The organism is Paucihalobacter sp., assembly GCF_036825875.1.
Lineage (GTDB): Bacteria > Bacteroidota > Bacteroidia > Flavobacteriales > Flavobacteriaceae > Paucihalobacter.
Map to the genome: position 1 here is coordinate 101,631 of NZ_DAISXK010000003.1, position 23,865 is coordinate 125,495.

At 34.3% G+C, this 23,865-nt stretch carries 16 protein-coding genes; 10 read left to right on the forward strand and 6 right to left on the reverse strand.

The features are described from left to right. Positions 1–198: 198 nt before the first annotated feature. The 6 genes from V7Z48_RS01910 to V7Z48_RS01935 are packed head-to-tail and all read left to right on the forward strand — an operon-like array spanning position 199 to position 7,196. Entirely contained in the window at positions 199–1,014 is an 816-nt protein-coding gene (locus tag V7Z48_RS01910; protein ID WP_334111695.1) for a DUF4412 domain-containing protein, read from the forward strand. An 11-nt stretch (positions 1,015–1,025) separates the two neighbouring features. Further along, positions 1,026–1,574, forward strand: coding sequence for a hypothetical protein (locus V7Z48_RS01915; protein WP_334111696.1), 549 nt, complete (start codon positions 1,026–1,028; stop codon positions 1,572–1,574). Between the two features lie 22 nt (positions 1,575–1,596). Then, a complete protein-coding gene (locus V7Z48_RS01920; protein ID WP_334111697.1) occupies positions 1,597–2,196 on the forward strand; it encodes a hypothetical protein in 600 nt (199 codons plus the stop codon). 13 nt (positions 2,197–2,209) lie between these two features. Further along, positions 2,210–3,592 (forward strand): BspA family leucine-rich repeat surface protein, encoded by a 1,383-nt coding sequence (locus V7Z48_RS01925; protein WP_334111698.1) that lies wholly within the window; start codon positions 2,210–2,212, stop codon positions 3,590–3,592. A gap of 28 nt (positions 3,593–3,620) precedes the next feature. Next, the gene (locus V7Z48_RS01930; protein WP_334111699.1) at positions 3,621–4,334 is read left to right on the forward strand and encodes a hypothetical protein; all 714 of its coding nucleotides are present in this window, start codon (positions 3,621–3,623) and stop codon (positions 4,332–4,334) included. An 18-nt stretch (positions 4,335–4,352) separates the two neighbouring features. Beyond that, on the forward strand, positions 4,353–7,196 hold the full coding sequence (locus V7Z48_RS01935; protein WP_334111700.1) for a beta strand repeat-containing protein: 2,844 nt from the start codon (positions 4,353–4,355) through the stop codon (positions 7,194–7,196). A 49-nt stretch (positions 7,197–7,245) separates the two neighbouring features. Here the strand turns inward: V7Z48_RS01935 and V7Z48_RS01940 are convergent, their stop codons facing one another. Then, positions 7,246–9,213, reverse strand: coding sequence for a tetratricopeptide repeat-containing sensor histidine kinase (locus V7Z48_RS01940; RefSeq protein WP_334111701.1), 1,968 nt, complete (start codon positions 9,211–9,213; stop codon positions 7,246–7,248). A gap of 3 nt (positions 9,214–9,216) precedes the next feature. After that, complete coding sequence (locus tag V7Z48_RS01945; RefSeq protein WP_334111712.1) at positions 9,217–9,951, reverse strand: LytR/AlgR family response regulator transcription factor; 735 nt, start codon at positions 9,949–9,951, stop codon at positions 9,217–9,219. Between the two features lie 737 nt (positions 9,952–10,688). On the opposite strand from V7Z48_RS01945, the gene V7Z48_RS01950 reads away from it, so the two are divergent. Next, a complete protein-coding gene (locus V7Z48_RS01950) occupies positions 10,689–11,669 on the forward strand; it encodes a ribonucleotide-diphosphate reductase subunit beta (RefSeq protein ID WP_334111702.1) in 981 nt (326 codons plus the stop codon). Between the two features lie 205 nt (positions 11,670–11,874). Further along, the gene (locus V7Z48_RS01955) at positions 11,875–14,349 is read left to right on the forward strand and encodes a ribonucleoside-diphosphate reductase subunit alpha (RefSeq protein WP_334111703.1); all 2,475 of its coding nucleotides are present in this window, start codon (positions 11,875–11,877) and stop codon (positions 14,347–14,349) included. 395 nt (positions 14,350–14,744) lie between these two features. Here the strand turns inward: V7Z48_RS01955 and V7Z48_RS01960 are convergent, their stop codons facing one another. Next, entirely contained in the window at positions 14,745–15,593 is an 849-nt protein-coding gene (locus tag V7Z48_RS01960) for an OmpA/MotB family protein (protein ID WP_334111704.1), read from the reverse strand. A 478-nt stretch (positions 15,594–16,071) separates the two neighbouring features. Then, positions 16,072–16,812, reverse strand: coding sequence for a DUF6503 family protein (locus tag V7Z48_RS01965; protein WP_334111705.1), 741 nt, complete (start codon positions 16,810–16,812; stop codon positions 16,072–16,074). A 192-nt stretch (positions 16,813–17,004) separates the two neighbouring features. Here V7Z48_RS01965 and V7Z48_RS01970 point away from each other — a divergent pair, with 192 nt between their 5' ends. Then, on the forward strand, positions 17,005–18,132 hold the full coding sequence (locus V7Z48_RS01970) for a hypothetical protein (protein ID WP_334111706.1): 1,128 nt from the start codon (positions 17,005–17,007) through the stop codon (positions 18,130–18,132). Here the strand turns inward: V7Z48_RS01970 and V7Z48_RS01975 are convergent, their stop codons facing one another. Next, positions 18,133–20,388 (reverse strand): inorganic phosphate transporter, encoded by a 2,256-nt coding sequence (locus V7Z48_RS01975; protein WP_334111707.1) that lies wholly within the window; start codon positions 20,386–20,388, stop codon positions 18,133–18,135. 276 nt (positions 20,389–20,664) lie between these two features. On the opposite strand from V7Z48_RS01975, the gene V7Z48_RS01980 reads away from it, so the two are divergent. Continuing rightward, positions 20,665–21,024: a nicotinic acid mononucleotide adenyltransferase gene (locus V7Z48_RS01980; protein ID WP_334111708.1), complete on the forward strand. Its 360-nt coding sequence runs from the start codon at positions 20,665–20,667 to the stop codon at positions 21,022–21,024. Positions 21,025–21,097: 73 nt separating this feature from the next. On the opposite strand, the gene V7Z48_RS01985 is transcribed toward V7Z48_RS01980, so the two are convergent. Further along, a partial coding sequence (locus V7Z48_RS01985) for a TonB-dependent receptor (protein WP_334111709.1) occupies positions 21,098–23,865 on the reverse strand: 2,768 nt, incomplete at its 5' end.

Sequence of the window (23,865 nt, forward strand, 5' to 3'; positions counted from 1 at the left end):
CAAAACACTTCTTATTAACAAAAAAAGCCTCGAAATCGCTATAAATGTTACATATGTTATAGCATTTGTTACATATGTGATAGTCCGATTGGTAGTTTTGATAAACCTTTGTACCAATATACTGATTGGGTTTTCACCTTAGATATGAAATTGTGAACAAGCCAAAAAAGATTTAACTAAACTCAAAATTACATACAAATGAAAACAAAATTAATCTTGATAGCATTTTTAAGTTCTATGCTATTTACGAACAATGCAGAAGCACAATTTCTTAAAAAACTAAAACAGAAAGTTGAAGACCGAGTTGAGCAAACTGTGATCAACAAAACGGCCGAAAAGGCAGCAGAAAAAGCGAGCAGATCTATGGATAAAGTTTTTGATCCAAGTTTTGGCGGTAAACAAGGCAAAAAAGTAGTGCCGCAAAATTTACCAGAAAGCTTCAGTTTTGAATACAAATATCAACTTAAAATTTCTACAGGAAAGGATCAAGTGAATATGGACTACATGCTCAAACCAGGCGCTAGTTATCTAGGAATTACAATGGATGTTGGCCCTAAAATGTTTATGATAATGGATGGTGAACAAAACCTAAGCTACATGTTTATTGACTCCAACGACAATAAAATTTGTACCGCAACCTCTTTAGATATTACCGAAGATCTTGATGATGAACTTAACTATCTTGATAACTATACCATTACCACTTTGCCCAATAAAACCTTTCTAGGCTACGACTGTGCTGGAATGCAAATGGAAAATGACGATTATGTATTTATTATGTACTATACCAATGAAGCACCAGTAAGTTTTAACGATGTCTTTAAAACCGATCCAGATAGAATCCCTGTAGCATTGAGGAGCCATTTTCACGATAACCAGAACTCCTTAATGATGTATATGGACATGAAGGATAAAAAAAATAAAGGCAAAAAAAACACCTCAGGAACGATGGAATGTACGTCTTTGGAAACGATCAATTTTGAGTTAAGTACTGCTGGTTATAAATTAATGTAAAAATTATGGCAATGAAACTCATCAATTCTTTAATTGCAATAACAGTTGCACTTATTTTTTTAGGTGCAAAACAATGGGACGGATCCAAAAATGAAACCTCAAACCAAAACGAAACAAAGGCTTATTTTTTGAAAGCCAAGGTGAACGGAATATGGACTGAATTTAACGATGCCGATCAGCTCAGCGCTAGTTTTGGTCCCTACATAGACAATGTTTATGACGGTGTTTTAAGCGCATCAAAAGCAGATGAAGAAGACTCTTCTGTTTTAAACAGTATGTCGATAATTATAAGACAAACCGGAAAAATTGGTGTAGGAAGTTACTCCGGAGGAAAACAATTTGAATACGGCTTTAAAGGCGTAACACTTGCGTATATGGACGCCTCTGAGTCGTCTATGTACATCACAGATGTGACCAATCCTGACTCATTTTTAAAAATTAATGAGCTTACCGAAACTTTTATTAAAGGGACATTTTCGGGAGCATTGATAAATCCAGTGAACAGGCGAAAAATTGCAATCACTGATGGTGAGTTTTTTATCAAAAGCGAACAATATTAATAGCACCTTTAAATAAGATAAAATGAAACTCACTAAAATCATTCTCCATGTTATAATAACACTTACCGTGTTGGGATGTAATAATTCTAAAGCTGATAAAATTGCTAAGGAATTTGAAATTTCTGACAATAATAATGCTTGGCTTGTAAAACTATCAGAGCAAAGCCCGCTTAATGCCGAAGAATTGGCCAGACTTTTTCCCACTGAATTACAAGGCATGCCACTTCTAGGAACTGAAAGTGTAGGCGTGCAAACTGTTGTAGGCACCTATAGTAAAAATATTGATCCAGATTATACCAGCAGCACCATTGCATTAACCCTGGTTGATGGCGCAGGAACTAACGGAATGCCACACGTGAATGCCATTTTTAAACAATTAAATAATAACATCAATCAATCTTTTGACGGTGGTTGGGCCAAAACCACCTTGCATAACAACCAAAGAATTTTAGTTAAAGAACAAACAAAAACAGAAACAACCGGCATTCAGTCTACTGTAACCTCAAGTATTGATATGATAAAAAATCAGAGATTTCATATTAATCTAACCGGAAGGCATGTGCCAGGTAACCAATTAACCAGGGCTTTAGATGAGGTGATAGAGCTTTCCTTCCCGGAATAAACCTTTAGAAATTATGAAAACAAAAATTACAATTTTACTATCCATTTTAATTTGGGTTGCCCAATTCGCCCAAAGTCAAGATTTTATTACCGAATGGACATTTCCTTCAGCCTCAACGCAATTACGGTTCAATGCATTAACATCTAATGGTCCAGTCAATTACACTTGGTCGGCCAGTCCTTCAGGAAATAGTGGATCTGGGAGTTTTACTAGAGCAACCTCTGGTGCCGTGACATTAAGTGGTTTAACCATAATGGCTGGCGATGTGGTTACCTTAATAATGGCGCCTACAAATTTGAGGAGGTTTTATATTAACTTCGGATCAGATCGGTTACTCTTAACAAATGTAAACCAATGGGGTGAAGTGACTTGGACGAGCATGCAGGATGCCTTCCGGGGCTGCCAAAACTTGCAGATTTCTGCTACGGATGCGCCTAATTTATCGGAGGTGTTAAATATGTCCTCGATGTTTCGACTTTGCTCAGTCCTCAATAGTCCATCCAATATTAATAGTTGGAATACAGGTTCAGTTACAAATATGAGTTTTATGTTTACATATGCCGATTCTTTCAATCAAGATATTGGCAATTGGAATACGTCATCTGTTACTACTATGAAAGAGATGTTTTTTCAGGCTATGGACTTCAATCAAGACATAGGTAATTGGGATACGTCTTCCGCCATTGATATGAGTTTTATGTTTGTAAATACCACATCCTTTAATCAAGATATAGGTAACTGGAATACGGCTACGGTTACCGATATGAGTTTTATGTTTACTGGCGCGCTTGCGTTCAATCAAAATATAAGCAATTGGAATACGGCATTAGTTACTAATATGCAGGCTATGCTAAACACGGCGCCCTCTTTTAATCAAAATTTAGGAAACTGGATGTTGAATGCAAATGTAGATGTGAGTAGCATGCTTAATAATAACGGTATTGACTGTGACAACTATTCGGCAACTCTAATAGGATGGCATGTTAATAATCCATCAGTAACCAACAGAATTTTAGGTGCCTCAGGAAGATTATATGGTACCAGTGCATTAGCAGCAAGAGAAACACTTGTTAATGGCCGTGGATGGGTCATTAATGGAGATTCTGCTACTGGTGAGGCATGCGACGCTGCACTTTCTATAGATTCAATTTCACTTTTAAACAATGAAGTACTAATATACCCCAATCCATCAACCGAAACATTCACCCTAAAGTTTGAAAGTGTTCAGCCTAAAGTTGACATTTTAGTTTTCAATATTAACGGACAAATTATTTTAAATCAATCTTTTGAAAATACCGATTTAATCAACGTTGATCTTAAAGAAACTAGAGGTGTTTATTTTATAAACATTAATTCTGGCCAGCAAGCGCATACGCAAAAATTAATTAAAATTTAAAAAGTGTATTCATCTTAAATCGACACTTATGAAAACAAAATTAATCCTCCTCATACTTTTTATTCTCTTATGCGACGAACTACAGGCCCAAAGCTTTAATACCAAATTAGACAATCACCAAAAAGGCCTTCCTGAGATGGATTTTATAATTATGCCGTTTGATATTAGCTATCGTGTGAGTCTTGGCACTCTCAAAACTGATGGTACTTTGGAAGTAAAAATTCCAGAGTTTTCAGACATTCAGTTGCCACCAAATATGAACAACGATAATATGTTAAAATTCGATGACCTCATCAATTTGCGATGTGGTAATATTTCAGACTTAAATACAAGTGAAAGTCTAAAAGGTTTTAAAGGAGGTTATTTCGCGCTGTGGAGTAAAACCAAAAGAAACGGTTGGGCAGGAAGTGTGTTTGCAGTTTCAAACAAAGATTTGATACCCTGGTTGGAGGATGATGCTTATATGCAACCTGTACTGGGCTCTTACTTTGAACTTATTTACGTTACAGAAGATGCTGAAATTAAAGCAACTTGCGGAAACACTTGGGACATTGCGAACTTAACCATTCATATGGATTATGAGTTCGATTTAAGCTTAAAAAAAGGATACAACTTAATTGAATACGAAATTCTAGACATATTCGAAACCAATTCCCAAGACGTAACTAATAAACCTAATAAGATTATAGTTAAAACGCCAGTTGATTTTTCAAAAATTATCTGGACAGCAAAATATTTCTAATCATTAAATTTTAAAACCATGAAGTTAAACATTACCTGTATCATTTTATTTTTCTGTTTTACAATTTCTTTTAGTCAAACTACCTACATTGTAAATACAACAGACGACACTGAAGACGCAGATCTTAATGACACTATTTGTGCCGATGCCAATGGAAACTGTTCATTGCGAGCTGCCATAAGAAACGCTAACAAAACATTCAATAAAGACATTATTGCTTTTGATTTATCAGGCTCTGCACCATTTGTGTTTTTAATTTCTTTGGACGTATTGCCTCCAATGCAACGCCCGGTAATTCTTGATGGACGCACCCAAACAGGCTATACAAATGCACCACTTATAGAAATTGACGGAACCTTACTAGGTACTGGATTTCAGGGCATTCAATTTACAGGCAGTGCTGGTGGAAGCGAATTATATGGATTATCGATAGGCGGTTTCCAGGAGCAGGATGTAAGTCCATTTAATCTTGGATTCGGTGTTTTGGTAAACTTCATCGATAATGTTACCATTCAAGGTAATTATATTGGATTACGCTCCGATGGTAGTACCTTGTTTACCAATACTGGGGGTGGAGTGTTATTTGTAAACAGTAGCAACAATATAATTGGTGGAACAAATCCTGGAGAAGGCAATGTAATATCAGGTAATTACTCAGGTGGACTCACTTTTCAAGGTGGCACCAATAATTTAGTACAAGGTAATTTATTAGGGACTGATGCCACCGGCACCCTCAATAGAGGCAATAGATTTAATGTACAATTAATTGATTCTTCTAATAACACTGTAGGAGGCTCCAATCCTCAGGCTAGAAACATTGTCTCAGGTGGTAAAAATGACCAAAGTGATCAATTTGACGGAACCGGATTTTCAATAGTTGGAGCAGCCTCAACGGGCAATAGAATTTTGGGGAATTATATAGGTACTGACATTACAGGGACACAATCAATTCCTAATTTACGAGGTGGAATATTATTGCTTTTTGGAGCTAATACCAATGAGATTGGTGGGATTGATGCAGGAGAAGGAAATTTAATTTCGGGAAATGGACAATTTGGAATCTATTTACAAGGAAGTGCAGGTTCGCCTGTTACAGAAAATTTTATTCAAGGCAATTTAATAGGTACTGATTTAACAGGAAATGCAGCAATACCAAACTCAATTGGTGTGGGTTTATTTTTTGGAGAGAACAATGATAATAATTCTATAGGTGGATTGGATTCAGGCGCAAGAAATGTAATTTCAGGTAATAGCAATACCGGTATTGTTATTTTAAACGGAAAAAATAATGTTATTTTGGGAAATTATATTGGTACTAATAGTGCAGGAAACAGTGCAGTCCCCAATCTTTACGGAATTGCAATTGAGGACGAAAACAACGTTATTGGTGGTACTGCAAACGGAAGTAGAAACTTAATTTCAGGCAACGCCGTGCATGGAATTGAACTTGCAGAAAGTTGTAATGGCACACTCATTCAAGGTAATTTTATAGGAACTGATGTTACAGGAAACAACCCATTAGCAAATCAAAATACTGGAATCAATATTTTAAGTACGGCACAACCCGTCACTATTGGAGGCGTGGCAAATGGAACTAATGTTATATCCGGAAACACTATTGGTATTGCCTTAAGAGGAACAGCTCATGATATAAGCTATAATTATATTGGTCTTAATTTTAGTGGCGTGTCAAGTTTACCAAATCAAATAGGTGCACTAGCTTCAGGATTATTAGAAGGGACTATGATGCATCATAATGTTATTTCAGGAAATGGAATAACAGCTGGTCAAGGCAGGAATTTACTTCTATCAAGTGCAACACAACTCCACGCGCATTCAAATATTATTGGTTTACAAGCAAATGGGTTTGATTCACCTAGTGGTATCAATGTTCCAGGCATCATTGTTCAAAACAGTTCTAATAACATTATTGGTGGTGCAACACCTGACTTTGCTAATGTTATCAGTGGGAATGGTTTAAGTGGTGTTTTAATGATTTCAAATTCTAATGGTAATCAGTTTTTAAATAATTTAATTGGGGCTGCTATTGATGGCGAAACAACCATTGGTAATGGCACTAGCAGCCTTTCAGGTATTGATATAACAGGAAATATTTCAAGTGGTGTAATAGCCAATAATATCATAATTGGATCAGGACATGGCGTTTTTCTCGATACGCCCTTAGGAACACCATCCGGAATTGTCATATCTGAAAATAGTATATTTGGTAATTCGATAAAAGGGATTAGATTGGCTGGCGCAGGCGCAAATGACAACGGTGATTCAGATACTGGCCCAAATAACCTTCAGAATTATCCCGAGATTATAAGCATTGATTTATTGGGCGGCAATCAAGTTGAAATTACTTACCAAGTGCCAAGTGATCCTGAAAATTCTGCTTATCCATTAACGATTGAATTCTTTGGAGCCGATAATGGTCAAGGCAAAACTTATTTAGGAACAGATACTTATATAGCAACTGGGCCAAAATCTTTTATTGCTACATTTCCCGATGGATTCACCCAAGATGATTTTTTACTTGTTGTAGGCACTGCTACCGACGCTAATGGAAATACTTCTGAGTTTGGTTTAGAAGGGGTTTTGTATACTACTGATTACCAATTCTCAGATATTTTAATGTATCCAAATCCAGCCACAGAGTCGTTTAAAATAAATCTACCTAGTAATGCTACTTATAATCTTGAACTGCTATCAATTACTGGGCAAATAATTAAAGTTTATAATAATATTACTGGTGAATTACAAATTTTTACTGATAACTTAGCGCAAGGTGTATACTTAGTAAATATTCATGATCATAGCAACAACCAAAGTCAGGTGAAAAAGTTGTTTATAAGATAAAAGCATTTAATTTTTTATGATTTAAAAGGGGAGCCTAAGTACAGTAAAATTATGACTTCAGCAAATTCAAATCAGTTGGAATGTGCAAGGCTACTTTGGTTCCCATTGCTTTATTGTGATCGTCATACAAATCGGTTATTTCAAGATTATAGTCAGATGTAAAGCGCTTTGAAAAATTAGCCAATCGCGCTTTGGTAATGTCTAGGCCAACCGATTTCCTATTGAGGCTTTTATCGCGGTTAATTTTTTCTGATTCGGTTCGGCCAATGCCGTTATCAGTTATGGTTACTACAACGTGGTTAGTTGTACCTTTAGTAACCTCAAGGCTGATTCGTTTATCATCGTTTTTAGATGATAAACCGTGCCACAAAGCATTTTCTAAAAATGGCTGAAGTATTAATGAAGGCACTTTTATGCTAGTGGAGTTTATATTTGAATCAATTTTAATCGAAAAATTTATTTGATTAGAAAAGCGCAAGTTCTCAATACTTAAATATAACTTCATGGTTTCTAACTCATCTTCTAACGAAATGTATTTTTTGGTATTGGCAACAAGTATTTTTCTAATGAGTTTTGCAAATTTATTGAGATAATAAACCGCCTTTTCCTTGTCATTATTAATTATGTATAGTTTGATTGAATTAAGCGAATTAAAAATAAAATGCGGATTCATTTGATTCCTAAGCATATCTTGCTCTAATGTTAAAATCTGTTTTTCTTGCCTTAGCTGTCGGTTTCTATTAAATGCAATTAAAATAACTGCTAACAAAACAACGGAAAAAATAATCAGCATATATAGCTTTTGATTTCTTATAAGTTCTTCGTTTCTGTCCGCTAATAGTTGTATTTGTTTATTTTTAACTTCGTTTTCATATTCTAAAACAATGTCGTTTACGTATTGAAAATTTCGCTCATTAGTAATCGTGTTTTCAAGTTCAATTCCTGTTTTGTAATGAAAAAGCGCCTTTTCGAAATTTCCTTGTGCGTAATACAAATCGGACAGTTTTTTGTTGGCATCAACAGAGGAAGAGGTGAGATTAAATGCTCTTGAAATTTCTAGGGCCTTGTTTAAGTTTGCTTCTGATTCATCGAAATTATTTAATTCTAATTCCACCCAGCCCAAGTTAACATACGCCGAAGCGAGGTAAAATTGGTCGCCAATTTCAATGGCTTTGGTTAAGGCCTGATTTATCATATCTTTTGCCTCCTCAAGCTTTCCTAACTTAATATCTAACGAACCAATACTGTTATAACAAATTACCCGACCAATATCTGAGTTGATTTGATTGTTATACATTAGGGACCGCTCAAAGTTTTCCATCGCTGCCTCAAGATTGCCTTGAGCTTCTTGTGCATATCCAATGTTATGGAAGTTAATGGCTAAGCCCAATTTTTGTTTGAGTTTTTCTTCTATTTTAAGGGACTTTTCAAACTGTTTGATAGCGAGGTCGTAACGTTTTAATGCTAAATATATATTGCCTATACTATTTTGTGATACAGCGATACTTGCCTCCAGTTGTTTACTTTTTTTTGAAGCCGAATTGGCCAAATCTAAAGCCTGTGTATGATAATCTAATGCTGGTTTTACCAAATCCATACGCCTGTAAGCTACGCCAATCATATTCAAACTTACCACTTGCAACTCGATATCTCTGGCTTTAATTGCAAGTTCCAAAGAGGCTTTATGTAATTCTATTGATTTTTCATAAAGGGATGCGTTTCTGTAGCTAATCCCCAATGAATTATAGGCAAACCCTTCAGCAGCGTAGTTATTTATTTCATTAGCTTTAGTAGAAAGCGCGCGCATAAAGCTACTATCTCTTTTTTCTTTTTTGAATAATGAGTCTAACACCTCGTAGGTGCTCTTTTGTTTCCCTTGAATTTTTTTTAATTTGCTTTTTATAATTGAGTCTTGTTCAATTTGAAACCTATTAGTATTTAAAAAAAGTGTACCAATAGATAACAGTAGAATTAAAGTTTTAACATTTTGAATGAAAGCGGTTGAAATGTAGGGCATTCGTTAAAACTTTTCTAAGAAATCCGTTTTACGTTGTCTAGCTACTGGAATTTTTTTGTTGTTGGTTAAAACAACATAACCATCACTTTTAATATATTCCTTAATGTGATTTAAATTGACAATATAGGAATTGTGAATTCTAAAAAAATGGTCCTGAGGCAATAAGGCATTCACTTCTTTGAGTTTTTTGGTCACCACAATTTTCTGATTATGTTGTAATTCAAGGGTGCTGTAATTACCATCACCAACGACTACTAAAATATCATCGGCATCAATAAAAATAAGTTTTCCATCTGTATTAATGGTTATTTTCTTTTTATTAAAGCGTTTGTTGAACTGCTCTAGAGCTAACTCAAAATTTTCAGCATTTTTTAATTTTGACTTGTATTTCTTAATTTTTTTGATGGTTTCGGCCAAATCATCAGAGTCAATTGGTTTTAGCAAATAATCAATGGCCTCGTGCTTTAAAGCTTTAATAGCGTATTCATTGTAAGCGGTTGTAATGACAACGGCAAAATCTCGTTGATTTAGCTTTAGCAAAAATTGGAAGCCATCCATGGTTGGCATTTGTATATCTAAAAATAAACAATCAGTGCTGTTATTGTTCAAATATTCAATTGCCTCTTCGGGCTTGGTAAAATGTGCCACAACGGTAATGTCACTTATAAAGTGCTTAAGTTCCCAAATCAAGCTTTGAATGGCGTTGGGTTCATCATCTACTATTACAACTGAAATCATGTTCCAAATGTAGCAATATATTGCATTATCAGTTAATGGCTTGTGCATTTAGTTCAATTTTGTGTGTGAAATGCTGATAAACTTAAATGTTGCACTAATTATTAGAGTTAAATTGTGCTATATTTTATCTAATCCATAAAAGCTTTTATCATGAATAATTGCCAAATTAATTGGATTAGAGTTTAATTGAAGCTTCCTTAAATGTCAATTATCAATTTCCATTCATACAATATAAGAAGCCATCTATACAATTAGATTTTTAACTTTAAATACATTGACGCATCTTTGATTTGTATTATGTACAAAATAATACATTCGAGAAATTTCAATTTCACGAATAAAAACATCGTTTTAAGAAAAAGGATATCTTAAAATTGTTTTAGTTTAGTTAGTTATTTATTAGGGTTAAAAGAGGATGGAAACGTCCTCTTTTTTGTTAATTACAAAGCCAATTCGCAATGTTTATTTTTTGAGGAAACACAGACATTTAGACATTTTTTAACAAGTTATTTCTTACACTAAATATTCAGCATAATTTATTATAAAATACATATAATCAAGTAGTTAAATAAAAACTTTTATTTAAGTCCTAATTATGTAGGCAAATTCCATTGTTAAAAACTTGTTGACAACGTTTAGCAAAAATCCTTTCAAAATCTATCACGTTTTCCAATCTTTGTTAGTCCCAAGTCAAAATTAATGTTTTGTCTAAATTTTAATATAAAAACCCAAAAAAAATGTCGCAAATTGAAGAGCCAATTTTACAAGAAAATAAAGATAGATTCGTAATTTTTCCTATTAAACACCACGATATTTGGGAGTGGTATAAAAAATCTGAAGCGAGTTTCTGGACCGCAGAAGAAATTGATTTGCATCAAGATTTATCTGATTGGTCTTCTAAATTAAACGATGATGAAAAGTATTTTATTAAACACATCCTCGCATTTTTCGCCGCAAGCGATGGAATTGTTAATGAAAACCTTGCCGAAAACTTTGTAAATGAAGTACAGTATAGTGAAGCTAAATTTTTCTACGGTTTCCAAATTATGATGGAGAACATACACAGTGAAACCTATTCGCTTCTAATAGACACCTATGTTAAAGACGAGAAAGAAAAAGATTTACTATTTAAAGCAATAGAAAACTTCCCAGCTATTAAGAAAAAGGCTGATTGGGCTTTAAAGTGGATTGATTCGCCTAGTTTTGCGGAGAGATTAATTGCCTTTGCAGCGGTAGAGGGTATCTTCTTCTCAGGTGCATTTTGCTCAATTTTTTGGTTAAAAAAACGTGGTTTGATGCCAGGTTTGACTTTTTCTAACGAATTAATCTCAAGAGATGAAGGTGTTCATTGCGATTTTGCGGTTCATCTTCACAACCATCATTTGAAAAATAAAGTTCCAAAGGAACGTATTAGAGCTATCATTATTGATGCCTTAAATATTGAGCGTGAATTTATTACAGAATCATTACCAGCAAGTTTAATTGGCATGAATGCCAAATTAATGACCCAATATCTTGAGTATGTTACCGATAGATTATTGGTGGAGTTGGAATGTGAAAAAGAATACAATGCTACCAATCCTTTCGATTTTATGGATATGATCTCCTTGCAAGGGAAAACAAATTTCTTTGAGAAACGAGTTTCTGAATATCAAAAGGCAGGAGTTATGAATAAAGAAGAGGAAAAGGATAAGTTTACATTCGACGCAGAATTTTAAAAAATAATTTAAAAGCTGTTTTTTCGAAGCTCCCAAATCGAATAGATAATCTACGTGTGGATGTTATGGTGTAGTGTTTTATTGAAACATTTTTAACCAATAATATTTTAACCAAACCAATATGCGTGCTTCTTCATTTTGAAGCACCTGACTAACTAATCAACTTTCTGAAAACTTTTCAGAAACGCTAAAAAGACTTAATAATATGTATGTACTAAAAAGAGATGGCCGCAAAGAACCAATGATGTTCGACAAAATCACTGCGCGAGTGAGAAAATTATGTTATGGACTCAACGAACTTGTAGATCCAGTTAAAGTTGCCATGCGTGTTATTGAAGGATTGTATGATAATGTAACTACCAGTGAATTGGACAATCTGGCAGCCGAGATTGCGGCAACCATGACTACTACACATCCTGATTATGCTAAGCTTGCGGCAAGAATTTCGGTGTCTAACTTACATAAAAATACCAAAAAGTCGTTTAGTGAGGTCATGACTGATCTTTATGAATATATCAATCCAAGAACTGGTAAAAAAGCACCCTTACTTTCCGATGAGGTTTATGAAGTTATAAAGGACAATAAAGATATTTTAGACTCAACCATCATATACAATCGTGATTTTGGTTACGATTATTTTGGTTTTAAAACTTTGGAGCGTTCCTACTTATTAAAGTTAAATGGCCAAATTGCAGAACGTCCTCAGCACATGTTAATGCGTGTGTCTATAGGAATTCATTTAAATGATTTAGAGGCCGCTATTGAGACCTACGAGTTGATGTCGAAAAAATTTTTCACGCATGCAACGCCAACTTTATTCAATTCTGGAACGCCGAAACCACAGATGTCATCTTGCTTTTTGTTAACGGTGAAAAGCGATAGTATTGATGGTATTTACGATACCTTAAAACAAACTGCTAAAATTTCGCAGTCAGCAGGTGGAATTGGTTTGGCAATCCACGATATTAGAGCAACAGGCAGCTATATTTCAGGCACCAACGGAACCTCCAACGGAATTGTACCAATGCTTAAAGTTTTTAACGATACTGCGCGCTATGTTGATCAAGGTGGCGGAAAACGCAAAGGTAGTTTCGCGATTTATATCGAAACTTGGCACGCCGATATTTTCGATTTCCTCGATCTTAAAAAGAACACAGGAAAAGAAGAAATGCGCGCCAGGGATTTATTTTACGCCATGTGGATTTCAGATTTGTTCATGAAACGCGTTCAAGAAGACTCGCATTGGACCTTGATGTGTCCGAATGAATGTCCAGGATTGGCAGACACACACAGCGAGGCATTTGAAGCCTTGTATACCAAATACGAAACAGAAGGAAAGGGCAGAAAAACCATAAACGCACGCGAACTTTGGGAGAAAATAATGGAGTCTCAAATTGAAACGGGAACACCATATATGCTTTACAAAGATGCAGCCAACCGTAAGTCTAACCAACAAAACTTAGGAACTATTCGTTCGTCTAATTTGTGTACGGAAATTTTAGAATTTACATCACCAGATGAAGTAGCGGTTTGCAATCTTGCATCAATTGCCTTACCAATGTTTATAAAGAATGGGGAATTTGATCATAAGGAACTGTTCAAAATCACCAAACGCGTTACTAAAAACTTAAACCGCGTTATAGACAGAAACTACTATCCGGTTAAAGAAGCAGAAAATTCAAACTTCCGTCATAGACCAATTGGCTTGGGCGTTCAAGGCTTGGCCGATACATTTATTAAACTGCGCATGCCATTCACGAGTGATGAAGCAAAAACACTAAACCAAGAAATTTTTGAAACTTTGTATTTTGCTGCAGTTACCGCTTCTATGGAAGAGGCAAAAGCAGATGGTCCTTATCAATCGTACAAAGGTTCACCAATAAGTAAAGGCGAATTTCAGCACAACCTTTGGGGTATAAAAGACGAAGAGTTAAGTGGCCGTTGGGATTGGGGTAAACTCCGTAAACAAGTATTAAAACACGGTGTTCGAAATTCGTTATTAGTAGCGCCAATGCCAACTGCAAGCACCTCACAAATTTTAGGTAATAATGAATGTTTTGAACCTTATACTTCAAATATTTATACCAGACGCGTACTTTCAGGAGAGTTTATTGTTGTGAACCAACATTTGCTTGAAGATTTAGTTGAATTAGGTCTTTGGAATGACGGGTTGAAGCAAGAAATTATGCGCAACAATGGCTCTGTTCAGGATATTGAAGAAATTCCGGCCCATATTAAAGAACTGTACAAAACCGTATGGGAACTCAGTATGAAAGACATTATCGATATGAGTCGCCATAGAGGTTATTTTATAGATCAGTCACAATCCTTAAATTTATTTATGGAAGGTGCAACAATGGCAAAACTTACATCTATGCATTTTTACGCATGGAAGAGCGGCTTAAAAACTGGTATGTATTACTTGAGGACGAAAAGTGCGGTCGATGCTATTAAGTTCACTTTAGATAAAAAGAAAATTGCAGAGCCTGTTGCAGAGGAAGTAATTATTGTTCAGAGTGAAGTTGTAGCCAAGCAACAGCAACAAGCCGCTAAAACAGCAACGAAATTTGCTAAAGAAAAAACTACCGAAGTAAAACCATTAACACCAGAAGAAATGAAAGCACTCATCGCCCAAGCTAAAGAGTCTGAGGGTGACGATTGCCTAATGTGTGGTTCTTAATTACATTCCTGCGAAAGCAGGAATCTCAATAAATTGTTTAAAAAGCATCTCTTTTCTGAGATGCTTTTTTAATTAAAGACAATATCTAAATCTAATAGGTGTATTATAGATCAATCCAGCTAAGTGCTTATTGTTAGATTTTTTAAAATTTGATTCCTGTCGAAATTGCTTCTTAACCATTTAGAAATTATTCAAATTGAAACGCTATATATATAAGCTCATTGAAGACGCAGAGCTCCTAAATGGTAATACGGATAGCTTATTAGAAAAGTGGAAATTAGATTTTAAAGTTTATTCTTCAATTCACACATTTAACTTAATAGGAACCACAAAAAAAAAGCATCCAATGCCGAGCTATACGGGAGGATGCTTTATTAATATATAAATGGACTTTATTAATTTGCCTCCATCATAGCAAAGAATTTATCAATATTAGGCATCAAAATAATTCGTGTTCTACGGTTTTTTGCACGGTTGGTGTCTGAATTATTTTCTACAAGTGGTTGAAAGCTCCCGCGACCAGAGGCAATCAATTGTTCTGGCGTAACCTTAAATTGATTTTGTAGTTTTCTTACTACAGAAGTGGCGCGTAATACACTTAAATCCCAGTTATCTGCAATTTTATCGGTGTTAATAGATCTCGAGTCGGTATGACCTTCTACCATAACATCTAAACTTGGTTCAGAGTTAATGACGTCGGCTAATTTTTTTAAAATTTTATCAGCTTTATTACCAACATTGTAACTGGCGGTATTAAATAACATATCGTCTGCAATAGAAATCATAACCACCGTTTCGTTAATATCTATAACAATATCATTATCCTCGTTTAGATCTGAATTACTAATGGCTTTGTTAAGATTATACTGAACGGCTAAATTCATAGAATCCTTAAGGGTTGTTGCTTTAGCTAATTTTCCTTGATCCACGTTTTTAAGTGTCTCACGCATTTTTTCGCGACTAATACCAGAGGTAACTGTACCATCTTTTGATACTTCAAATTTTGCTTTATTGTCTATGGTCAACCCCTCTACGTCATCGTTAAGTGATTGTATTTTTGAGTTGTATTCGTTAACTCGCGACTCAATAATTGCAAATTTGTTTTCTAAGTCTTCTTTTTCCACCCTAGTTTTAGTGAGTTCACTTAAAATTTGGCCCTTTTCTTGTTCAAGGGCAACATATTTTTTCTTCGATACACATGAGCTTAATATGATTACTGCTAATAAAATTAAAATGTTTTTCATAATATATTTCTTGGTTAATATATTATGTACGCTCAAAGTTTTAGTTTAGACGTTAGTACAGTTGTTTTTTTCTAATTCAATGTTAAAAGTTAAAAAACTTAGAAAGTCTAGTGATATTTAATACACGAATGGGATAACTCTTGCTCTGAAACACGATGTCCTAAGCAGACAAATAATTGAAGCGTTTTTTTGAAGTAAACGTAATGTTAATTCAACATTAGAACTGAAGGTTTATTAACCTTATAGGCAAATATTGTGTCCATTCTTTAATAAATATAAATGGGGAAATAAATAACCAACCAAAAGAGTCCTCACTTAAAAATATGAGATTAATTATTATAAGTATATATAAGGCACCTCAAATTTGGGGTGCTTTTTTTGCCTACATATTTGTTAGATGATTTCTGATTTTTTTGCGTTTATATTGGCCGATACCAACCAGATGTTTTTAAGTGTAACATCTTTTATTATGACATGACTAATTCAATAGGGTATCGGTACCAAGGTATTTATCGTCTTTATTGTAATACCATCTTCTAATTTTGGGCATTTTTATACCACCAATTTCGGTTTCTTGAAAAAGTAAAATATATTCGCCACTTTCCTTAATGATATTTCTGTTTTTGTCAGTTTTAAAGAATTGATATACTTCTAAGGCGAAAGTTTTTGGATTGAAATAAAAAAACCAAACGTCATCTCCAACACCTTCGTTATAACTTACTTTAAGCCTCAGATATTCTTTACCTTTAAATGTGGTTTTCAAAACACTATTTTGAATAATAGCACCTGGATCTTTAGCTTTCATAGGTAAACCATAAAGATAAGTGTAGTAATTTTTTAACATGTAAGCGCGATCGCAATTCAGGTTATTTAATTTGGCCTCTGTTTCGTTAAAGCTAATTTTACCATTTAACATTAATTCACATTCGTTTTTATCAACAATATAGGTGGTGTTTATATTGTTTCGCTGAGCCTGTAAATAAAAATAATCTAATCCGATATTAATTGCTACTGTGCTTTTTCTTGGACTCTGTTTTGGAGCGGTCATTTCAATGATTAGCGTGTCATTGAAATTTTGCCATCTTTGGTGAGGATCATGGTGTTGTATGGCAGCTTCTAAAAGCTGTTCTGCATTCATGTTTTGGGCTTGTGAAGCGCTAACTAATAATAGCAGAATTAAAAGGAATTGGGTTGCTTTTAAAAAGAGGGGCAGAGTCATTTCGCAAAATATTTAAATCATTAAACGGATTATTAAATATAAGTTATAATCTGTGATTTTTTTTATTAATTTGTGCTGTATTCATTTTAGATTAAAAGTTAACAATAAAACAACATTAGAACCCAAACACAAATTTAATATTACCTTAATATTGCAGTCTAAAACTAGTTTGTCGCTTTACATCTAAGCTTAATGAAACATAAACTTCGCGATCGAAATACACCCTATCTTAACGTTCTAGATTATTTAGTTCAAGAAAAAGTTTTTTTAACCATCGTTATTTTAGGAATCATCCTATCTATTGTATCGGTGAATTTTGGACAGTCTGCCATGTGGGTTGGTTTTTTCTTTGCGGCTTATGCTGCTGTTTCAAACGACAGTATTCAATCTTTAGGAACCTTTATTGAAAGTAATAAAGCCCGAAAATGGTGGGTTTTATGGCTGTTTACTGGAACAATTTTTCTTGGTGTTGTTACTTTTAGTTGGTTTTATTTTAATGGCGATGTTACCTATCAGCGCTTGTTAACCGATGATGGCGTTACCAAATATCCACATCCAGAGAATTTCAGTTTTTTTCAAATTGTAGCACCACTAGTATTAATAATCCTCACACGGTTAAGGATGCCAGTTTCAACAACTTTTTTATTGTTAAGTGTTTTCAGCGCAGATACCTCAGGTATAACTTCTGTGGTTTTTAAGAGTTGGACTGGTTATATTATGGCATTCATGATATCATTTGCCATTTGGTATTTTTCCTATAATATTATTCGAAAATATTTTAAAAGTAGAAAAGCCCACATAGGGTGGACGGTCGTTCAATGGGCAGTTAGTGGGACGTTATGGGGTGTTTGGGTAATGCAAGATGGTGCCAACATCGCGGTGTTTTTACCAAGACAACAAACAGCTTTTCAATTTATAATATTTGCACTTACTATTTTCATAGGCATGGGCTTGCTATTTTACTTGCGCGGTGACAAAATTCAGCAAGTAGTAAGTGAAAAAGTCAGAATTTCAGATGTTAGAGCAGCCACACTGATAGATTTTTCCTATGTGCTTTTACTCATCTATAAATTGTTTATCAGCACAGTGCCGATGAGTACTACCTGGGTGTTTTTAGGGGTTATTGGTGGCAGAGAAATAGCTGTAAGTTTAATAAGACGCAAAGCAGGTAAAAAACATAAAGTAAAAGCATTAAAAATGGTGGTAAAAGACTTCAGTTATGCTATGATTGGTTTACTGATTTCAATTATGTTGGCCATCGGAGCTAATAGAACCGTTAGAGATGAAATTTGGAATTACATCGCGAGCATCTTCAATTAACTATTCATCTATTGGAGTGTCGTTAAATTCTTTATAGCGTTTCAAAATAATCATTAACGAGACAATCATATCTTCTGCTTTTTTCAGCAAATCAAAATACAATCGCATATTTTTGGCACCGTTTTCTTGCGAACTGGTTCTTTGAATCTGTTGTTCTAACGAGTCATTAATGTACTTTTGAATACTTTCCAGTTCTTTTATCAAGGATTTTAATTTTGAAAAATCTAACTTTCGAAAGCTGTCATTTATTTTAGGAAACACTTCTTTGGTTTTTATATCTACTGACTTCAAACCACGAATTTGATTAAAAGTAAGGTTTTTGTGGTTATTGCTAACGTGCAGATAACTGCTTTTAATCATCTGACTGATGGCATAATTTATGGACTGAAGATCGTCTAAGGTGAGGATGTAAAATTTATAAGCAGCTGTGCTCAATCCTTTTTTTGAATTGATTTGATTAAATATTAGCTCCTTTAAAATGTCTATTTCAGAATGGATATCAGTAATACTTTTTCTGTTTTGCTTTAGCTTTTTGGCATCTAACAATCCTAAATTTTTAATCACCTCACCAAAAAGGCTATTTAGTTTTGAAAAAATTTCTGAAATAGTATACGAATATCTAGAAGTAATTTCGTGAATACTATTGAGTTCTTCGGGGTTGAATTTCTTCTTAGCCTTTAATTTAGACAACCGCTTTCTGTGCTGAATGGCACTTTTTATTAATATAAATGTCAGTAAGCAGACCAGCACTAAAATTGCTGGAAGACCGCCAAAATTAATAAGTATAACGATAATTCCAGAAACCACAAAAGCTAGTAATGAAGTTATGAGCCAACTTGCAATAACATTTAATACACCTGCGACGCGGTAAACAGCGCTTTCTCTGTTCCAGGCTCTATCCGCGAGTGCCGTACCCATAGCGACCATAAATGTTACGTAGGTTGTGGAAAGTGGCAGTTGCCATGAGGTTGCAATAGATATGAGAACACTCGCCACCATTAAATTCACAGACGCTCTTATCAAGTCGAACGAAGGCGCTTTTAATTGAGGCGTTGAAACCGAAATTTTCTGAAACCTGTTGTCTATTTGCTTTAAAGTTAGAGTTGGAATAATTTTATTGAAAAAATAACCAATACCGACTCCTGTTTTCACTATAAATCGAGAGGTACCATGTGGTTTAAACCTTTCAAAACCTTCATTTTGTCTGGCGAGGTTGATTTCGGTTTCAGTCACTAAAAACACACGTTTAGAAAGCCAGAGTGTGCCAACCATCACAATACCAGCTAAAATTAGGATGTAATATGGTGTTTGTACTGTATTAATTAAACCTGACATGTTAAATTCGGTGGCCGAAATAGGCATTATTGAGCTGGCTTCAACAAACAACTCAAACGACTGTATTGCAGCCACGGGAACGCCAATAAAATTAACCAAATCGTTGCCAGCGAAAGAAAGCGCAAGTCCAAACAAACCAAGTAGCACAATTAGTTTTAAAATATTTAGTTTAAAAACTGTGTCAAGTATAAAAGCTGAAATACTAGAGATAATTAAAATAGATACGAATGAAACTATAAGGTGATTGGTTATCCAATTAATTATAAAAGTATCAATTAAGATAGTGCTGCCAAAACCTCTTAAAATGACAAATATGCCGATGCAACTCCACGCAAAACCGGCAAATACAGATTTTAATAATCTTGAAGAGTTTTTAAATTCAAAGGTAAATAGCAGTCTAGAAATAAATTGCACAAAGGCACCAATCACGAAGGCTAGAAATATGCTTATCAAAATTCCTTTTATTATAGTGGTGATTTTTGACAAATTAATAAACTGTGAAATCTTAGAAAATGATTCACCAGTTTCAAAAATTTGAATCAAGCCCATCGACACAGCTGCGCCTAAAAGACAAAACAGGATAGAAACGGTGGTAGAGGTGGGAATACCTATCGAGTTAAAAAAATTGATAAGTAATATATCGGCAATCATAACACTTATAAATACAATCATAAGTTCATGAAAACTGAACAAATCGGGCTGAAAAACACCAACGCGCGCTATTTCCATTAAACCAGAAGAAAAAACTGCACCAAGTGCCAAACCAAAACTAGCTACTATTAAAATAGTTTTAATTGGAAATGCTTTTGACCCAATAGCAGAGTTTAAAAAATTCACAGCATCATTACTAACACCAACTATCAAGTCAATGAAAGCAAGAATAATAATTATGATTATTAAAAGTGTATAAAAACTATCCATTTATAAGCTGTATACGAAGTAATTAACTGAGTTGTTTTACGCTATTTTTAAATAGGTCCTAGCGTGAAATATAAGTAAAAGTACATAAACACACACATAATTTTAGATGTTTTTGGTTAATTTTTCTACTTTCAAAGTTAATAAAATGTAAACACAGAAATTGCATAAAATCAGCACATTAAAACTTTAATGTTAAATTAATGTTACCAAAATGTATCATAATTGTAAAATTATACATATATTTGTAAAGTAATTATTAACCAAATCTGTATTATTATGAGAAAATTACTAATATTAATTGTAGCGCTTATTTGTTCAGCGGCGGTATTTTCACAAGAAACTAAAGAAAATGAATATACTGTAAAGAACAATGTAATTGAAGTTACCATGTTTCATGATAACGGGCAGATTAGTCAAACAGGTTTCTACACCTTAGATGGGAAACTGCAAGGCAACTGGTTTAGCTATGATGTTCACGGAAAAAAGGTTGCAGCTGCCAAATATGACAATGGCAATAAGGTTGGCAAGTGGTTTTTCTGGAATGATAAAACTTTAAAAGAAGTAGATTATAGCACCAATGCTATTGTTAGTGTTGTAGAGTGGTCTAATGATAGAACTTTGGTTTCTAGAGATTAAATTTATAATATATAAGTAAAATAAAAGAGCTGGGATTTTTCCCAGCTCTTTTATTTTATAAAGAATTATCAATCTAAAGATTCATACTGTAACCAATACTAAAGGTTGTACCTGGAGCTCTAAAGGAGAAGTTTTCTCCCGTACCACCGAAAGAATCGTATAGACTCACTCTGTCATCGTTTAATACGTTATCAATTTTTAAACTAAGTTTAGATCTTTGATCTTCGCCAAAAGTTTTTGAAAAGTTAAAGTTTAAACTATTAAATGGTTGTGTAAAAACATCTGGGTTTCTACCAAAACCAACAACTTCAAGCGTTTTTCCTTGTACGTTATAAAACATGCCGGTTTCTAAGCCCAAGCTGGTATTGTTATAATTTAAACCAACATTCACTAAAAATGGAGATTGACCTTGAAGCTGTCTGGTGTCTTCAATAACTTCTCCTGTTCTTGCAAATTGTTGTCTCGATTCAAATTCTTGGCCCGCACCTTTAGGCATTTCAATTTCAGATTCAATTAAGGATATATTTATGTTTAAGCTAAGGTCTCTAAGGCTTTCAGCAATAAAGTTGAAATTTTTTCGTCCTTCAAATTCAATACCAACTACTGTTGCTTCGTTTGAGTTTCTCGGGGTAAACTGATTTGGTGCCACATTTGAAAAAGCTACTATCTCTATAGGATCTTTAAAGTTTTTATAAAATGCGCTTATGGCAAACATTTGTGCTTTTTCACCGAAGAATTCGTATCTAAAGTCGAAGTTGTTCATATAAGAAGGTTTTAAATCTATATTACCTAAAAATATGATACCTGTTAACAAATCTGGTATTTGAACTACCGACAATTCTTTAAATGTTGGTCTTGCCGTAGTACGCGAATAGGACAATCGTAAATTGGATTTTTCATTCAGTTCGTAAATGAAATTTGCTGATGGAAACAAGTCGAATGCATCGATGGTTTTCTCTTTATCAAAAATCTCTGTTCCAGCATTATTTTGACCTGTAAAGATTGTGGTGAAATATTCAGCTCTTAAACCAACAATAGTTCTTAATTTATTAGCCAATTTAAATTCATTAGAAACATAAAAGGCAGCAGTGTTTTGATTGGATTCAAATGAGTTGGCAGGTTCAAAATTACCTCTTATAAATGAGCCCCTGTTCGTTTCTGGTGTCCAAATATTTTCAGGTGCTAAAATAGCGTTAGGGTCGCCATTGAAGCCACGCGTTATATCTTCATTTCCTGTATTTCTAAATGCAATTTCATAACTAAAAATATCATAATTACGTTTTTTATAACTTCCTAGAGTACCAAACTTTAATGAGGCCTTATTATCTAAAAAAGTATATTTTTTTGTAAAATCTAATTTTCCAATCAAATTAGATTCATCTAAATCTCTCCAAAGACGCTGCGGAAAACCGGCGTCTGAACTTATCACAGACGATCCATCTTCATTTAAAATAAAGGTAGTAAGTCTAACGTCCTTATCTTCAACCTTACTAAATGTAGGAGCTACAGCCCACTCAATTATAAAATTATTATCAGTACTGTTATGTTTTCCTGAAAACAATAAGTTGGTAATAGAGCGTTGGTAATACTCAAGGTTGTCTTTGTCAACATTTATATCGTTTGATATTTCTGTTAGCTGATTAAAGGTTGCCGCTTGACTTTCACCATTTTGAATATGTAAGACATTAAAATTGTATTTTGAATTCGTCGTTTTATATGTAAGTCCAACCAAACCACTTAATAAAACATTATTTTGACCCAAATCACCAAACTGTCTGCGGTCAAATCGCAAATCGAAGATATCTCTGTCTTCGTTTTTTTGATAGATGCCATTTTCAAAACCTTCATAATACAAGGTTTCATTTTTGTAATCTATAGATGCAATTAAGCCTAATTTATTACCAGCAACTTCAAATTGGTTGCCATAATTAAAACCTAAACTAAAATTCGGCATACTGTTTTCACGTTGGGTATCTAAGGTTCTATTGAAGGACCTTGTGATTCCTTCTAGGGAGCTATTATTTGCCGAGGCTGGATTTGGAATCGTAGTTGTAGGCGAGATAGGAAGTTCTCTATTACCATTGTCAAAACCTAAAAAATCGGTCCCACTACCTTCATAGTTTACATAACTAGAATTAAAGTGCATGTCGGGATTGAATCCACCTGAAACAGAAAAATTCATGGTTTTTTTTGAAGGAAAATCTTTAGTGACAATATTAACAACACCACCGGTAAAATCAGCGGGTAAATCGGCAGAACCAGATTTAATTACAATAATATTTTCAAGAATATTGGTCGGAAAAATATCCATTTGTACGGTATTTTTATCAGGATCTAAGCCAGGAATGTCCATGCCGTTTAAAATCGATTTCGTATAACGATCTCCAAGACCTCTAACATACACGTATTTACCACTTTGAACCGATACACCAGGCACTGTTCGAATGGCTGAGGCAATATCGCTAGCGCCAGATTTTTTAATACTCTCAATGGATAAACCGTCTAAAAGCACCGCGGAATTTCGCTGTATATTAAGTACTGCTTCTTCAGTATTTCTTCGAGCCGAGGTAGTGATTACGACTTCGTCTAAAGTAGCTGACGACGGTCTGAGGGTTACATTGATTTCAAGTACCCCATTCGAGGTCACTTCAACATCTGTAATGGCTTTGGTTTCATAACCAATAAAGGAATAAACCAGTGTGTAGAAACCGGGTTCTAAATCTATTGAATAGACCCCGTCAAAATCGGAGGTCGTACCTTTTTGAGAATCCTTTACTATGACATTTGCAAAGGCCAGTACATCGTTAAATTCACCATCTAATATTTTACCAGTCACTTTTC

Coding starts and splice junctions, on each gene's coding strand:
- V7Z48_RS01955 (WP_334111703.1), top strand. CDS start 11,875: ATGTATGTACTAAAAAGAGATGGCCGCAAAGAACCAATGATGTTCGAC.
- V7Z48_RS01935 (WP_334111700.1), top strand. CDS start 4,353: ATGAAGTTAAACATTACCTGTATCATTTTATTTTTCTGTTTTACAATT.
- V7Z48_RS01965 (WP_334111705.1), bottom strand. CDS start 16,812: ATGACTCTGCCCCTCTTTTTAAAAGCAACCCAATTCCTTTTAATTCTG.
- V7Z48_RS01970 (WP_334111706.1), top strand. CDS start 17,005: ATGAAACATAAACTTCGCGATCGAAATACACCCTATCTTAACGTTCTA.
- V7Z48_RS01925 (WP_334111698.1), top strand. CDS start 2,210: ATGAAAACAAAAATTACAATTTTACTATCCATTTTAATTTGGGTTGCC.
- V7Z48_RS01940 (WP_334111701.1), bottom strand. CDS start 9,213: ATGCCCTACATTTCAACCGCTTTCATTCAAAATGTTAAAACTTTAATT.
- V7Z48_RS01920 (WP_334111697.1), top strand. CDS start 1,597: ATGAAACTCACTAAAATCATTCTCCATGTTATAATAACACTTACCGTG.
- V7Z48_RS01975 (WP_334111707.1), bottom strand. CDS start 20,388: ATGGATAGTTTTTATACACTTTTAATAATCATAATTATTATTCTTGCT.
- V7Z48_RS01960 (WP_334111704.1), bottom strand. CDS start 15,593: ATGAAAAACATTTTAATTTTATTAGCAGTAATCATATTAAGCTCATGT.
- V7Z48_RS01910 (WP_334111695.1), top strand. CDS start 199: ATGAAAACAAAATTAATCTTGATAGCATTTTTAAGTTCTATGCTATTT.
- V7Z48_RS01945 (WP_334111712.1), bottom strand. CDS start 9,951: ATGATTTCAGTTGTAATAGTAGATGATGAACCCAACGCCATTCAAAGC.
- V7Z48_RS01980 (WP_334111708.1), top strand. CDS start 20,665: ATGAGAAAATTACTAATATTAATTGTAGCGCTTATTTGTTCAGCGGCG.
- V7Z48_RS01950 (WP_334111702.1), top strand. CDS start 10,689: ATGTCGCAAATTGAAGAGCCAATTTTACAAGAAAATAAAGATAGATTC.
- V7Z48_RS01915 (WP_334111696.1), top strand. CDS start 1,026: ATGAAACTCATCAATTCTTTAATTGCAATAACAGTTGCACTTATTTTT.
- V7Z48_RS01930 (WP_334111699.1), top strand. CDS start 3,621: ATGAAAACAAAATTAATCCTCCTCATACTTTTTATTCTCTTATGCGAC.